This is a genomic window from Arthrobacter sp. R-11, assembly GCF_049913155.1.
GTDB lineage: Bacteria > Actinomycetota > Actinomycetes > Actinomycetales > Micrococcaceae > Arthrobacter.
The window spans coordinates 3,061,234-3,075,513 of the sequence record NZ_CP183979.1; the positions used below are offsets into that span (position 1 = coordinate 3,061,234).

Sequence of the window (14,280 nt, forward strand, 5' to 3'; positions counted from 1 at the left end):
GAAAGGAATGTCATGAAGTCTCTCATCACCCGGAGGAAATCCCTCCTGGTCGCTGCCGGTGCAGCCCTTGCCCTGACCCTGAGCGCCTGCGGTGGCGGCGGCACGCCGGGCGGCACGGCTTCCGAAGGCACCGCTCCGTACAAGGTTGCCGAGAACGTCTCACTCACCGGCAGCCCCACCTTCGACAAGATCAAGTCCGACGGCAAGATCCGGATCGGCGTCAAGCAGGACCAGCCCGGCCTGGGCTTCAAGGACGCAGCCACCGGCGAATACAGCGGCTTCGACATCGAAATCGCCAAGTGGGTCGCCGCGTCCCTGGGTTTCTCGAAGGACAAGATCGAATTCAAGCCGATCCCGTCCGCGAACCGTGAGTCTGCCATCACCAACGGCGACATCGACTACTACGTGGGCACCTACTCCATCACGGACAAGCGCAAGAAGCAGATCGATTTCGCCGGCCCGTACTTCATCACCGGCCAGGGCCTCCTGGTGAAGAAGGACAACAGCACCATCAACAGCGAGAAGGACCTTGACGGCAAGAAGGTCTGCTCCGCCACCGGCTCCACGCCGATCCAGAACATCAAGGCGAACTTCCCCAAGGCCGTTCCCCAGGAATTCGAGACCTACTCGCAGTGTGTCGACTCCCTCAAGAGCGGCACGGTTGACGCCGTCACCACCGACCAGGCCATTCTCATCGGCTACGCCGCCCAGGATCCCGACAACCTGAAGGTGGTCGGCGAACCGTTCACCACCGAGAAGTACGGTGTCGGCCTGACGAAGGGCGACAAGGCGCTGCGCACCTTCATCAACGACATGTTCACGAACGGCAAGGACACCTGGCAGAAGATCTACGACTCCACCCTCGGTACCTCCGGCACCAAGGTTGAACAGCCGGCCGTAGACAACTACTAGAATCCGACGGCGGTGGCGTGGCCGTGCGGCCACGCCACCGTTTCCTCCCCTGAGCGAAAGCGATTAGCTCGTGAGTACTCTGTTCGACAACATGGACCTGTTTGTCACCGGGTTCAAGAACACACTGATTCTCTTCTTCTTTTCGGCGATTGCGGCCCTGATCCTCGGGACCATCGTCGGGGCAATGAGGGTCTCCCCCATCCCCGCCGCCCGCGCCACCGGCACCCTGTACGTCAACGTCATCCGCAACACCCCCCTGACGCTGGTGCTGTTCTTCTTTGCCCTCGGCTACCCGAAACTCGGCTTGCCCCCTATTGACTTCATCACGGCTGCAATCATCGGTCTGAGCCTGTACACCGCCACCTACATTGCAGAGACGCTGCGTTCCGGCATCAACACCGTGCCGCTGGGACAGGCGGAAGCGGCCCGCGCCATCGGCCTCACCTTCGGCCAGACCCTCAGCCTGGTGGTGCTGCCCCAGGCTTTCCGGTCAGTGATCCCGCCGCTCTTCAGCGTCTTGATCGCGCTGCTCAAGAACACCACGGTCGCGGCCGGTTTCTCCGTGGCCGAGGCCGGTGCCATCCGCGCCAACCTTTCCGAACGCGGCGAGCCGGCCCTCGTGGGGCTGCTGTGGGTCGCACTGGTCTTCATCATCCTGGTGGCTGGGCTCTCACTGCTCCAGCGTTACTTCGAAAACAAGTGGAGGGTTGCGCGATGACCTCGGTACTCTTTGATGCCCCGGGCCCCAAGGCGAAGACCCGCTACCTGTGGCTCGGCGCCCTCGCAACGCTGCTGGTCGTCGGAGTGGTGGCGTTCGTCATCATCCGCTTTGCGGAATCCGGCCAGTTCACCGCGGCAAAGTGGCAGATCTTCACCTTCCCCCTGGTCCAGCAGACGATCCTGCAGGCAACCGGAGCCACGCTCAGCGCCTTCGCCACCGCGGCCGTCCTGAGCCTCGCAGTCGGCGTCATCCTGGCGGTGGGCAAGCTTTCGGACCACAAATGGGTCTCGGTCCCGTGCTACTGGTTCGTTGAACTGTTCCGGGCCGTTCCCCTGCTGATCCTCATGATGATCATCTACTACGGCCTCCCCACCCTCGGGATCCAAGGCATCACCCCGTTCACCGCGGTGGTAGCCGGCCTGACCCTCTACAACGGCTCCGTCCTCGCTGAAGTCTTCAGGGCCGGCATTGAATCGCTGCCCAAGGGCCAGCGCGAGGCCGGGGTGGCGATCGGCCTCCGCAAGTCGGGCGTGATGCTTCACATCCTGTTCCCGCAGGCCTCCCGTGCCATGCTTCCGGTGATCATCTCGCAGCTCGTGGTGATCCTGAAGGACACCGCGCTTGGCTTCATCGTGACCTACAACGAAGTGCTGTTCCAGGCCAAGTTCTTCGGCTCCCAGGCCCAGTACGGCTCGCCGATCGTTCCCGCGGCAATCGTGGCAGCCGTAATCTACGTCGGCCTCTGCCTGATCCTCGCAGCTATTGCCAAGTACGTGGAGAAGCAGCTCAGCCACAGCAAGAAGCTGGCGAAAGGCGGGCCGGCACCCGTCGCCGTCGCTGAGAAGGTCAATCTCGAGAGTCAGTAACGCTGCGCACCAGAAACAAAACAGCTCCCCGCCATCGTTGTGGCGGGGAGCTGTTGTCGTAGCAGGCGGCGCGCTCAGTCAGCCAGCCACAGCCGCAGCGCACGGAAGCACTCGCGGATGGCATCGGCATCGACATGTTCGTTGTCCTTGTGGGCCAGCAAGGCGTCGCCGGGGCCGAAGTTCACCGCCGGCACGCCCAGTTCACTGAAGCGCGCGACGTCGGTCCAGCCGTATTTCGGCTTGGGCTCGGCGCCGACGGCGGCCACGAAGGAGGCGGCGGCGGGGTGGTTCAGTCCGGGCCGGGCGCCGGCGGCCGCGTCGGTGCGGACGACGTCGAAACCTTCGAGGAGTTCGCGGACGTGGGCTTCGGCCTGGTCCGGGTTCTTGTCCGGGGCGAAGCGGTAGTTGATCTCCACCACGCAACGGTCCGGGATTACGTTGCCGGCGGTGCCGCCGTTGATCTTCACCGCGTTGAGGCTTTCGCGGTAGTCCAGGCCGTCCACGTTGATGGTCCGGGGCTCGTAGGCGGCCAGCCTGGCCAGGATCGGGGCGGCGTCGTGGATGGCGTTGTGGCCCATCCAGGCACGGGCCGAATGCGCTGCCTCGCCCACCGTGGTGACGTCGAAACGCATGGTGCCGTTGCAGCCGCCTTCCACCGTGCCGTCCGTGGGTTCCAGGAGGATGGCGAAGTCGCCGCGCAGCAATTCGGGGTAATTACGGACCAAGCGGCCCAGCCCGCTCTTCTCGGCTTCCACTTCCTCGTGGTCGTAGAACACGAAGCTGACGTCCTTGGCCGGCTCCGCGCCGCCGTCGAACATCGTCGCGGCCAGCGCCAGCTGCACCGCCACGCCGCCCTTCATGTCGGTGGCACCGCGGCCGTACAGGACGCCGCTGCCAGGCACACCGGAATCCCAGCTGGACGGGACGGTGCCGCGGGCGCCTTCGGTGACGGGCAGCGGAACGGTATCCAGGTGGCCGGCGAGGATGACGCGTTCGGAGCGTCCGAACTCGGTGCGGGCGACGATCGCGTCACCGTCCCGGACGATGTGCAGCCCCGGGATGGCGCGGAGGCCGTTCTCCACGGCGTCTGCCAGGGCGGTTTCATTTCCGGACACGCTGTTGATGTCCATGAGCGCGGCGGTGAGCAAAGCGACGTCTTGTCGCAGGTCAAGAACAGGAACGGATTCTACGGTCACCCGTCCACTTTATCCGGAGAAATGCGACCACCCGGGCGGTTTCACGGTTTCTGCCGGGCCAGCCACGCTCGCTAGACTTGACGCCATGACTGAAACCGCCGCGTCTGCCGTTCCCGACAACACCTCCGCTGCCGATCGTGCCGCCTACGGCTTCGGCCTGGCAACCATCGCCACCAATGCCGCCGGTGAAGCCACCGTGCTGGATGTCTGGTTCCCGGAACCCGCCCTGGGCGTGGCAGCTGAGTCCCTGCGTTCGATCGAGAACGCCGACGAGTCCCTGACCGCACTGGCTGCAGACGGCGATGACGCCGCCCGCGGCACCCAGCAGAAAGTGGTCTTCGCCCAGATCAACCTGGATGAAGCCCCTGCGGACACCGTGGACGCCTACCTCCGCCTGCACCTGCTCTCGCACCGCCTGGTCAAGCCGAACAGCATCAACCTCGACGGCATTTTCGGCAAGCTTCCCAATGTCGTGTGGACCAACTTCGGACCCGCCGCCGTCGAAGGTTTCGAACTGACCCGCGCCCGCCTGCGCAAGCGCGGTCCGGTTACGGTCTACGGCATCGACAAGTTCCCGCGCATGGTGGACTACGTTGTGCCCGCCGGTGTCCGCATCGCCGACGCCGACCGGGTCCGCCTGGGCGCCCACCTCGCCGACGGCACCACCGTCATGCACGAAGGCTTCGTGAACTTCAACGCCGGCACCCTCGGCACCTCCATGGTGGAAGGCCGCATCTCCGCGGGCGTCGTGGCCGGTAACGGCACGGATGTCGGCGGCGGCGCCTCGATCATGGGTACCCTGTCCGGCGGCGGCAAGGAGCGGATTGCCCTGGGCGAACGCGTGCTCCTGGGCGCCAACTCCGGCGTGGGCATCAGCATCGGGGACGACTCCGTGGTGGAGGCCGGCCTCTACGTAACCGCCGGCACCCGCGTCCGCGTCCCCGGACCGAAGGACGAAAACGGCGAGGACACCTCCAGCATCGTCAAGGCCATTGAGCTGTCCGGCATGCCGAACCTGCTGTTCCGCCGCAACTCCACCACCGGCGAAGTGGAGGTGCTTCCCCGCAAGGGCCAGACCGTGGAACTCAACGAAGCACTCCACGCCAACTGACCGGACCGGATGCGCCGCCTCCGACGCACCCTCACACTGCTGCTGGCGCTGGCCCTCACGGCGGGCGCCGTCTACGCAGTCACAACGGTCCTGCAGCGCTCCGAGACCCTGGTCACGGAGCGCTGCACCGCCGTCGTCGGCACTGCCTCCTTTGAGCTGGCAACCGACCAGGCCGCCAACGCGGCCCTCATTACCTCCGTTGCGGTGCGCCGTGGGCTGCCGCCCCGCGCCGCGACCATCGCGCTGGCCACGGCCATGCAGGAGTCCAGGCTCCGGAACATCGACTACGGCGACCAGGCCGGCCCGGACTCCCGTGGCCTCTTCCAGCAGCGGCCTTCCCAGGGCTGGGGCACGGAGGCCCAGGTCATGGACCCCGTCCACGCCAGCAACGCCTTCTACAACGGTCTGGTGAAGGTTCCCGACTACCAGTCGATGGAAATCACCGAAGCAGCCCAGACCGTCCAGCGTTCAGCGTTCCCGCAGGCCTACGCGCAGCATGAAGCCATGGGCCGTGCCTTCGCGTCCTCCCTCACCGGACAGTCCTCCGCTGCGCTGGACTGCACCCTGCGGACCGCGGACAGCGCCGGGAATCCCGACGACGTCGTGGCAGCGATGACGACGGCGTTCGGCCGCGTTTCCGCAACGAGCCAGGGCCGTACGGTTCGGATCGATTCGGGCCGCTACTCCCGCGGCTCCGGGGCATGGGCGCTGGCCCAGTGGACCGTGGCGAACGCCAAGTCCCTGTCGGTCACGCAGGTGGAGCTGGACGGCCATACCTGGAACAGGGACAACCACAAGGGCTGGCAGGAATCCGCGGCTGCCCCCGGAACACTGACGGTCACTGTCTCGGCACCGCGTGGCTGAACCGCCCCGCGTGGCCCGGTGCTCAAGCGTGGCCCGGTGCTCAAGCGTGGCCTTGGTGCTCAAGCGTGGCCTTTGTGCTCAGGCGAGCATCTCCACGACCGGCTGCACATAGCTGCGGAAGATCTCCGGTTGGGAGAGCAACTTGTCGCTCATGATCATCTTGTCCGGTTCCAGATACCAGGCCCGGGGTTCGTTCAAGGGCAGTTCGATGATGCTGAGCCGGAAGTCCCGGGAGCTGCGCCCGACTTCCAGAAGCCGGTCCTGGACCAGGTCCCCCAGCATCAGGGTGGCGCCGCTGGCCTCCCGTTCGGCTTCGATCTCCTGGTACTCCGCCACACGTTCGCGGGCCCAGCTCAGAGCGGCGCCGAAGTGCGCCTGCAGCACCCGCTGAAGCGCCGGGGAATTTGCGAAGGCCTTGAATTCCGGGGGTGACAGCTCGGGGGCTTCATCGGGGTAGGCCTTCAGCAACTGGCGCCACCAGGCTTCCCATTCTGTTTTGAGGGCGCTCATTCCGCCCACCTCCGCCGTCAGGTGGCTGTGGTCCGCATGCCTGACTTTCGGGGTGGCATGGGAAAGGGCGGGCGTTCCCGCACCGTCCAGTCCTGCGACATCCCTCAGATACAAGGCAATGAGAATCGGAGATGACGTATCCATGGTTATCCGCCATCCCTGACCGCCTGCGTCATGCATCCGAATGCCTCCTTTGGCCGGTGCCTGTCCAGACTTCCAGTTTATTCCTGTTGTCCCCCGAGGTTAACCGCGGTGGGAAAGCATGCCCAGGCCCGCCAGATGCGCTTCGAGGACATCCCGGCACATCTGTGCGGTCATCCATTCGGATTGCAGCAGGGCGTGCAGGCACAGTCCATCCAGCGTCGCGAGGAGCCTTTCGGCCTCCGTGACGAGGATGTCCTGCTGCTCAGCACTGCCGGGCAGCAGCTGCATGATCAGCTGCCCGACGACGGCGGCCACTGCCCGGTGGCTGCGTGCGGCCTCCGCTGCGAACACCGCTTTGATCCGGGCGGCATTGCGGAAAGCCAGCCAGACGCAGACGTCGACGGCTCTTTCCTCGTCCAGCGGCAGGAGCTGCCCCAGGAGCAGCAGCACTGCCTCGTGATGGCCGGGACTGCCCGGGACTTCCTGCCGGACGGCGTCCAGGGAAGCCTCGAGCCGGCCGGCGATCCGGTCGATCACCACGGAGAAGGAGTGCTGGAGCAACTCGTCGCTGGTGGCGAAGTAGTGCCGCACCGAGCCCACGGCCAGCCCTGCTTCGTCTGCCACTTCGCGCAGGGAAGCCCGTTCCAGCCCGTCGGAGGCGATGATCCTGAAGACGGCGTCGACCACATCCTGGCGCCTGGCGCTGGCATCTACAATTTTTGGCACATGCCTTTTTAGCACAATCGTGCTTCAACTGCCGTCAGCCATGCCCGCGGCCCCCCGCTTGTGGTGCATGAAACACGGAACAGGGCGCTCCGGAGTTTCGGCTAGCGTTGAGACCATGAGAATTCTTGTTACCGGTGGCACGGGCTATATCGGCTCGCATACGGTCCTGTCCCTGCTGGAAACCGGCCACGACGTCGTCGTGGTGGACAACCTGGCCAACTCCAGCGAGGAGTCCCTGCGCCGGGTCGCCGAACTGGCCGGACGTGCCGCGGTGTTCCACCAGGCCGACCTGCTGGACGAACCGGCCCTGGAGGAAATCTTCGCCGCCCACGCCATCGACGCGGTCATCCACTTCGCCGGGCTCAAGGCCGTGGGCGAATCCGTGCAGGAACCCCTGAACTACTACTACAACAACATCGTGGGCACCCTGAACCTGCTGCGGGCCATGGACGCCCACGGCGTGCGGTCGATCGTGTTCTCCTCCTCGGCCACCGTGTACGGCGAACACAACCCCGTCCCGTACATCGAGAAAATGGAAATCGGGGCGAACAACCCCTACGGGCGCACCAAGGAACAGATCGAGGACATCCTCACCGACCTCGGCGCCGCGGACGCCCGCTGGCACGTGGCACTGCTGCGCTACTTCAACCCCGTCGGCGCCCACCCCTCGGGCCGGATCGGCGAGGACCCCCAGGGCATCCCGAACAACCTGGTGCCCTTCATCGCCCAGGTCGCCGTGGGCAGGCGCGAGAAACTCATGGTCTTCGGCGGGGACTACGACACCCCCGACGGGACCTGCCTGCGGGACTACATCCACGTCGTGGACCTCGCCGAAGGCCACGTCGCGGCCCTGGATTACGTCACCGCCCGGCCCGGGGTGCACCGCTGGAACCTCGGCTCCGGCCGCGGCACCTCCGTGCTGGAAATGCTGCACGCCTTCGAAAAAGCCGTCGGCCACCCCCTCCCGTACGAAATCACCGGCCGCCGCGCCGGGGACCTGCCCGCCTTCTGGGCCGACGCCTCCTCCGCCCTGGCCGACCTGGGCTGGTCCACCAGCAAAACCATCGACCAGATGTGCCAGGACCACTGGCGCTGGCAAAAAAACAACCCCCACGGCTACAACGCTTCCTGACACCGGCAGCAGCCAGCACGACGCAAACGGCCGCCCACCTCGAAAGGTGGGCGGCCGCCGTCGTAAGCTGCCGGTCAGATAGCCGGGTAGTCGCGCTCCGGTTCCCCGGTGTAGAGCTGCCGCGGACGGCCGATCTTCGTGGCGGGGTCGGTGATCATTTCACGCCACTGCGCAATCCAGCCGGGCAGGCGGCCGATGGCGAACAGCACGGTGAACATCTTCTCCGGGAAGCCCATGGCCTTGTAGATCAGGCCGGTGTAGAAGTCGACGTTCGGGTAGAGCTTGCGCTGGATGAAGTAGTCGTCAGCCAGGGCCTTCTCTTCGAGGCGCATCGCGATGTCCAGCAGTTCGTCGTTGCCGCCGAGCTTGCCGAGGATCTCGTGAGCGGTGGCCTTGATGATCTTGGCGCGCGGATCGTAGTTCTTGTAAACGCGGTGCCCGAAGCCCATGAGGCGGACGCCGTCTTCCTTGTTCTTGACCTTCTCCATGTAGTCCTCGGGCTTGATGCCGTCGGCCTGGATCTGGCGCAGCATCTTCAGAACGGCCTCGTTCGCGCCGCCGTGGGCGGGGCCAAAGAGGGCGTTGATGCCCGCAGACACCGAAGCGAAGAGGTTGGCGTTGGCGGAGCCCACCAGGCGCACGGTGGAGGTGGAACAGTTCTGCTCGTGGTCCGCGTGGAGGATGAGCAGCAGGTCCAGGGCCTTGACGATGATCGGGTCCAGCTCGTACTGCTCGGCGGGCAGGCCGAAGCTCAGGCGGAGGAAGTTCTCCACGAGGTTCATGGAGTTGTCCGGGTACAACATCGGCTGGCCGATTGACTTCTTGTGCGCGTAGGCAGCGATCACCGGCAGCTTGGCCATGAGGCGGATGGTGGAAACTTCCACGTGGTCCGGGTTGAACGGGTCCAGGGAATCCTGGTAGAAGGTCGACAGCGCAGAGACGGCCGAGGACAACACGGGCATCGGGTGCGCGTCGCGCGGGAAACCGCCGAAGAAGCCCTTGAGGTCTTCGTGGAGCAGCGTGTGGCGGCGGATCTTCTGGTCGAACTCTTCCAGTTCCGTCGGCGTCGGCAGGTTGCCGTAGATCAGCAGGTAGGACACCTCCAGGAAGCTGGAGTGTTCCGCGAGCTGCTCGATCGGGTATCCGCGGTAGCGCAGGACGCCGGCATCGCCGTCGATGTAGGTGATTGCGGAGGTAGTGGCCGCAGTGTTCATGAAGCCGGGGTCGTAGGTGACGGCACCCGTCTGCTTCAGCAGCTTGGAAACGTCGTAACCCTCGTTCCCTTCGACAACCTTGATCCGCGGGAGTTCGAGTTCGCCGCCGGCGTGGCGCAGCGTGGCGCTGGTGGTCTCAGTCATGGAGTCCCCTTCATGAGGCTCTTGGCCTCCGTAGAAAGCTTGATCCAACCAACTTCCGGTGGCGCCCGCCGGGCGCATCCTGCCGGTTGTAGTCCGGTCGATTGGACTGCTTTCCTTGGAAAGCCACCATCAATAGTCAGTAATAAGCTACCCCCAGCGCCCGGGAGGAACTAATCCGGGAAGCCCGGTTACCCTGCCCGGGGCCCCGAATGTGCCGCAGCTCACTAAGCCGGCGGCGCGAGTTCAGCCGCTGGCGCCCAGGCGCTCCACTGCGGCGTCGATCCGCTCGTCCGAGCCGGTCAGGGCCACCCGGACGAAACCCTTTCCGGCGTCGCCGTAGAAGACACCGGGTCCGACGACGATGCCGAGTTCCGCGAAACGCTGAACCGTGTCCCAGGTGGCTTCACCGGCTGTCGCCCAGAGATACAGCCCGGCCTTTGATTCGTGGATCTTCAGCCCGAAACCTTCGAGGGCCGGCAGCAGCCGTTCGCGCCGGGAACGGTAGAGGTCCTTCTGCGCCAGGACATGCCCGGCGTCGCCCAAAGCCACGCGCATGGCTTCCTGCACCGGATAGGGCACAATCATGCCCGCGTGCTTGCGGCTGTTGACCAGGTTGGCCACGATGGCGGAATCCCCTGCCACGAACGCGGCACGGTAACCGGCGAGGTTGGACTGCTTGCTCAGGGAGTAGACGCTGAGCAGGCCGTCGTTGGAGCCGCCGCTGACCCGGGGATCGAGGATGCTGGGAACGGCTTCGCCACCGCGCTGGGCATCCCATTCCCCCCAGCCGAGCTCGGCGTAACATTCGTCGGAAGCCACCACCGCACCCACTTGGCGGGCCTGCTCCACGATCGCCCTCAGGGATTCAACGTCCCGGACACTTCCGGTGGGATTGCCGGGCGAGTTGACCCAGACCAGGCGGACCTTGGCGCGGGTCGCGGCGTCGAGCTCATCGAGGTCGTCCGCGGCGACAGCAGTGGCACCCGCGAGAGTGGCACCGATGTCGTACGTAGGGTACGCGACCGTCGGTCGCACAACGACGTCGCCGGGGCGCAGCCCCAGCAGGAACGGCAGCCAAGCCACCAGTTCCTTGGAACCGATGGTCGGCAGTACATCCTTGGGATCGAGTCCCGGGACTCCGCGCCGCGCCGCGAACCAGTCGGACACCGCTTGGCGCAAGGCTTCGGTGCCGTGGACCGTCGGATAACCGTGCGAGTCAGAGGCCGCGGCAAGGGCATCCCTCACCAGTTGCGGCGTCGGATCCACCGGCGTCCCGATGGAGAGGTTGACGACTCCCCCCGGGTGTTCCGAAGCCTTGGCAAGGTATGGGGCCATGGCTTCCCACGGGTAATCGGGCAGGTCAAGGCCGAAAGACGGCGCCGCGGAAATCAAAAGTGCACCCGGTCCTAGTGGTCCTGGTTCTGCGGGGGCAGGGCAGCGATGAAGGGGTGGTCCTTGCCGGTGTTGCCGATCTTGGCGGCGCCACCGGGCGAGCCGAGGTCATCGAAGAACTCCACGTTGGCCTTGTAGTAGTCCGCCCACTCTTCCGGGGTGTCATCTTCGTAGTAGATGGCCTCCACCGGGCACACGGGCTCGCAGGCGCCGCAGTCAACGCACTCGTCCGGGTGGATGTAGAGGGACCGCTCGCCTTCATAGATGCAGTCAACCGGGCATTCCTCGATACATGCCTTGTCCTTGACGTCCACACACGGCTGCGCGATTACGTAAGTCACGTCCCTTGCCTCTCCCAGAGTTGCTCCCGGGCGGCTGCCCGGATGGTGCATCCGGCCTTGTCCGCCGGACCTGTTGAATTCTGAGCCTATTATCCAACAGGCCCAAGGCACGAACCTAGCCAGCGTCTTACTATGAACTGGTGAACCCGTCCCGTCCCCAGGATTTCCTGCTGTCCGCCGCCAAAGGAACACGAGTGGTTGTGCGCTACCGGATCGAGGGAGGCTTCACGGATGCCCTCGGCGAGTTGCTTTCCGCCGCCGCCGGCTCCTGCACCATCCGCACCCGCCAGTCCGACGTCGAGATCCCCCTGGAGCTGGTGGTGGCGGCCAAAGCGGTCCCACCACCCCCGCCGCGGCGGAACGCACGCAACGGGGCGTGACTTCACGGCGCAGCCGTTACCCAACCCCACCGGACATGTCCACCCCTCGCTACCAGGACCGGACATAACACCCATGTGTCCACCCTTCACGCCGGGCATGGGACATGTCCATTGCTTCTTGCAAAAGCGTGGACATACGTCGCTTTGCGCATCGACTGATTACGCCGCCTGATCCATCGAACGCAGGGTCTTACGGAGCGATTGAGAATGGGGCACCACCATCGAAAGAATGTGTCCACTTCTGGTCCCCCGGGCTGGACATGTCCGGCGAGGAGCCGGGTTCAACGGGGGCGCGTAAACACCTGGCACGCCAACATCATCACGAGGGTCACGCCGGCGATCCCGTACACCCACACATTGCCGGGCACATCGGCGAGGATGAGCTGTTTTCCGGGACCGGCTGCCCCGAGCAGCCCCACCAGGACATAGCAGAACACACCGGCAGCCGCCGTCGGGATCAAGGACCGGTACCTACCTGCCAGCAGCAGTTCCAAGCCGGCGAGCAGCAGTAGCGCCGCCGCGGGTCCCCAGAAAATCTCGACGCCGGCCAGCTGCACCGACTGCCGGTGCAAGGCGGTGCCGGCCAGGGCAGCGAAAAGGGCCACCGGAAGCGCTGCGGCGATGCCGCGGAACGCTCCGGTGACCCTCTTGTTCACTGCTTCAGCCGGACTGCTGCCGGGCCCTTAGGCCTTGGCGCGGGCGCGGGCAGCCTTGGCGCGCTCGTTGGCGTCCAGAATGACCTTGCGGATGCGGATGTCCTCCGGGGTGACCTCGACGCATTCGTCTTCGCGGGCGAATTCGAGGGACTCTTCGAGGGTCAGTTCGCGCGGCGGGGTCAGGTTCTCGAAGGAGTCGGAGGAAGCCGCACGCATGTTGGTGAGCTTCTTTTCCTTCGTGATGTTGACATCCATGTCGTCGGCGCGGGAGTTCTCGCCGACAATCATGCCTTCGTAGACCTCGGACGTGGGCTTCACGAAGAAGGAACCGCGCTCTTGCAGGTTGATCATGGCGAACGGGGTCACCACGCCTGCGCGGTCGGCCACCATCGAACCGTTGGTGCGGTATTCGATCGGGCCGGCCCACGGCTCGTAGCCTTCGGCGATCGAGGAAGCGATACCGGCGCCGCGAGTGTCGGTCAGGAACTTGGTGCGGAAACCGATCAGGCCACGGGCAGGGACGATGAACTCCATGCGGCACCAGCCGGTGCCGTGGTTGGCCATGTTGGTCATGCGGCCCTTGCGGGCGGCCATGAGCTGCGTGACGGCGCCGAGGTACTCCTCAGGCACGTCGATGGTCATGTGTTCCATCGGCTCGTGGACCTTGCCGTCGATGGTCCGGGTGACCACCTGCGGCTTGCCCACCGTCAGCTCGAAACCTTCACGGCGCATCTGCTCCACGAGGATGGCGAGGGCAAGCTCGCCACGGCCCTGGACTTCCCAGGCGTCGGGACGCTCGGTGGGAAGGACCTTGATGGACACGTTACCGATCAGTTCCTTGTCGAGGCGGTCCTTGACCTGGCGGGCTGTGACCTTGGCACCCTTGACCTTGCCGGCCAGCGGCGAGGTGTTGATACCGATCGTCATGGAGATCGCGGGGTCGTCCACCGTGATGAGGGGCAGCGGCTGCGGGTTTTCGACGTCGGTCAGGGTCTCACCGATGGTGATGTCCTCGATACCGGCGACGGCGACAATCTCACCCGGGCCGGCGGATTCGGCCGGGACGCGCTCCAGGGCCTTGGTGGCCAGGAGTTCGGTGATCTTAACGGTCTTCAGCTCGCCGTCCTGGCGGGCCCAGGCAACCTGCTGGCCCTTGCGGAGGGTGCCGTTGTAGATACGCAGCAGGGCGAGACGGCCAAGGAACGGCGAGGCGTCCAGGTTGGTCACGTGCGCCTGCAGAACGCCATCGGGGTTGTACGTGGGAGCCGGGATGTGCTCGATGATCGTCTTGAAGAGCGGCTCGAGGTCCTCGTTGTCCGGAGCGGAGCCGTCGGCCGGCTGCTCGAGGGAGGCACGGCCCACCTTGGCGGCGGCGTAGACGACGGGAACTTCCAGGACCTTGTCCAGGTCCAGGTCCGGAACCTCGTCGGCCAGGTCGGAGGCCAGGCCCAGGAGCAGGTCCATGGACTCGTGGACGACTTCCTCGATGCGGGCGTCCGGGCGGTCGGTCTTGTTGACCAGCAGGATCACGGGCAGGTGCGCGGCAAGGGCCTTGCGGAGGACGAAGCGGGTCTGCGGGAGCGGACCTTCGGAGGAGTCCACCAGCAGCACGACGCCGTCAACCATGGACAGGCCGCGCTCCACCTCGCCACCGAAGTCGGCGTGGCCGGGGGTGTCGATGACGTTGATGGTGATGGTTTCGCCATTGGACGACGGGCCATTATAGGCAACCGTGGTGTTCTTGGCGAGGATGGTGATGCCCTTTTCGCGTTCCAGGTCGCCGGAGTCCATGACCCGGTCTTCAACCTCGCCGTGCGCTGCGAAGGAGTTGGTCTGCTTGAGCATGGCGTCGACCAAGGTGGTCTTGCCGTGGTCAACGTGGGCCACAATCGCTACGTTGCGGAGATCACTGCGCGAGGCAATGCGGGTGGTGGTTTCAGACATGCGTAATGGCTCGATTCAGTGGTGAAG

General features: G+C 65.4%; 15 protein-coding genes. 7 read left to right on the forward strand and 8 right to left on the reverse strand.

What is annotated here, in order from left to right:
- Positions 1 to 12 precede the first annotated feature (12 nt).
- From ACN9M4_RS13815 to ACN9M4_RS13825, 3 genes are all read left to right on the forward strand, one after another.
- A complete protein-coding gene (locus ACN9M4_RS13815) occupies positions 13 to 912 on the forward strand; it encodes a glutamate ABC transporter substrate-binding protein (RefSeq protein WP_426298794.1) in 900 nt (299 codons plus the stop codon).
- A gap of 70 nt (positions 913 to 982) precedes the next feature.
- Positions 983 to 1,630, forward strand: a complete 648-nt coding sequence (locus ACN9M4_RS13820; RefSeq protein WP_426298796.1) for an amino acid ABC transporter permease — start codon at positions 983 to 985, stop codon at positions 1,628 to 1,630.
- Positions 1,627 to 2,499 carry an amino acid ABC transporter permease gene (locus ACN9M4_RS13825; protein ID WP_426298798.1) on the forward strand — a complete coding sequence of 291 codons (873 nt, stop codon included), beginning with the start codon at positions 1,627 to 1,629 and terminating at the stop codon, positions 2,497 to 2,499. The genes ACN9M4_RS13820 and ACN9M4_RS13825 overlap by 4 nt, the downstream gene beginning before the upstream one ends.
- 74 nt (positions 2,500 to 2,573) lie before the next feature.
- Here ACN9M4_RS13825 and dapE read toward each other — a convergent pair whose 3' ends face one another.
- Entirely contained in the window at positions 2,574 to 3,695 is a 1,122-nt protein-coding gene (gene dapE / locus ACN9M4_RS13830; protein ID WP_426298800.1) for a succinyl-diaminopimelate desuccinylase, read from the reverse strand.
- Between the two features lie 85 nt (positions 3,696 to 3,780).
- On the opposite strand from dapE, the gene dapD reads away from it, so the two are divergent.
- Both dapD and ACN9M4_RS13840 read left to right on the forward strand, forming a co-directional pair.
- Positions 3,781 to 4,806 (forward strand): 2,3,4,5-tetrahydropyridine-2,6-dicarboxylate N-succinyltransferase, encoded by a 1,026-nt coding sequence (gene dapD / locus ACN9M4_RS13835; RefSeq protein WP_426298802.1) that lies wholly within the window; start codon positions 3,781 to 3,783, stop codon positions 4,804 to 4,806.
- 9 nt (positions 4,807 to 4,815) lie between these two features.
- Positions 4,816 to 5,670 carry a hypothetical protein gene (locus ACN9M4_RS13840; RefSeq protein WP_426298804.1) on the forward strand — a complete coding sequence of 285 codons (855 nt, stop codon included), beginning with the start codon at positions 4,816 to 4,818 and terminating at the stop codon, positions 5,668 to 5,670.
- Between the two features lie 78 nt (positions 5,671 to 5,748).
- Here ACN9M4_RS13840 and ACN9M4_RS13845 read toward each other — a convergent pair whose 3' ends face one another.
- Together ACN9M4_RS13845 and ACN9M4_RS13850 are read right to left on the reverse strand one after the other, a co-directional pair.
- A complete protein-coding gene (locus ACN9M4_RS13845; RefSeq protein ID WP_426298806.1) occupies positions 5,749 to 6,360 on the reverse strand; it encodes a hypothetical protein in 612 nt (203 codons plus the stop codon).
- A 63-nt stretch (positions 6,361 to 6,423) separates the two neighbouring features.
- Positions 6,424 to 7,050, reverse strand: coding sequence for a TetR/AcrR family transcriptional regulator (locus ACN9M4_RS13850; RefSeq protein WP_426298808.1), 627 nt, complete (start codon positions 7,048 to 7,050; stop codon positions 6,424 to 6,426).
- Between the two features lie 115 nt (positions 7,051 to 7,165).
- Here ACN9M4_RS13850 and galE point away from each other — a divergent pair, with 115 nt between their 5' ends.
- The gene (gene galE / locus ACN9M4_RS13855) at positions 7,166 to 8,182 is read left to right on the forward strand and encodes a UDP-glucose 4-epimerase GalE (protein WP_426298810.1); all 1,017 of its coding nucleotides are present in this window, start codon (positions 7,166 to 7,168) and stop codon (positions 8,180 to 8,182) included.
- Between the two features lie 74 nt (positions 8,183 to 8,256).
- Here galE and ACN9M4_RS13860 read toward each other — a convergent pair whose 3' ends face one another.
- From ACN9M4_RS13860 to fdxA, 3 genes are all read right to left on the reverse strand, one after another.
- Positions 8,257 to 9,540, reverse strand: coding sequence for a citrate synthase (locus tag ACN9M4_RS13860; RefSeq protein WP_426298812.1), 1,284 nt, complete (start codon positions 9,538 to 9,540; stop codon positions 8,257 to 8,259).
- Positions 9,541 to 9,783: 243 nt separating this feature from the next.
- Entirely contained in the window at positions 9,784 to 10,932 is a 1,149-nt protein-coding gene (gene dapC / locus ACN9M4_RS13865; protein ID WP_426298814.1) for a succinyldiaminopimelate transaminase, read from the reverse strand.
- Between the two features lie 14 nt (positions 10,933 to 10,946).
- Positions 10,947 to 11,273, reverse strand: coding sequence for a ferredoxin (gene fdxA, locus ACN9M4_RS13870; protein WP_018776555.1), 327 nt, complete (start codon positions 11,271 to 11,273; stop codon positions 10,947 to 10,949).
- A gap of 140 nt (positions 11,274 to 11,413) precedes the next feature.
- Between fdxA and ACN9M4_RS13875 the strand changes: the two genes are divergently transcribed.
- Positions 11,414 to 11,653 carry a hypothetical protein gene (locus ACN9M4_RS13875; protein WP_426298817.1) on the forward strand — a complete coding sequence of 80 codons (240 nt, stop codon included), beginning with the start codon at positions 11,414 to 11,416 and terminating at the stop codon, positions 11,651 to 11,653.
- A gap of 281 nt (positions 11,654 to 11,934) precedes the next feature.
- Here the strand turns inward: ACN9M4_RS13875 and ACN9M4_RS13880 are convergent, their stop codons facing one another.
- Complete coding sequence (locus ACN9M4_RS13880; protein WP_426298819.1) at positions 11,935 to 12,309, reverse strand: hypothetical protein; 375 nt, start codon at positions 12,307 to 12,309, stop codon at positions 11,935 to 11,937.
- Between the two features lie 27 nt (positions 12,310 to 12,336).
- Entirely contained in the window at positions 12,337 to 14,253 is a 1,917-nt protein-coding gene (gene typA, locus ACN9M4_RS13885) for a translational GTPase TypA (RefSeq protein ID WP_426298821.1), read from the reverse strand.
- Positions 14,254 to 14,280: the final 27 nt, after the last annotated feature.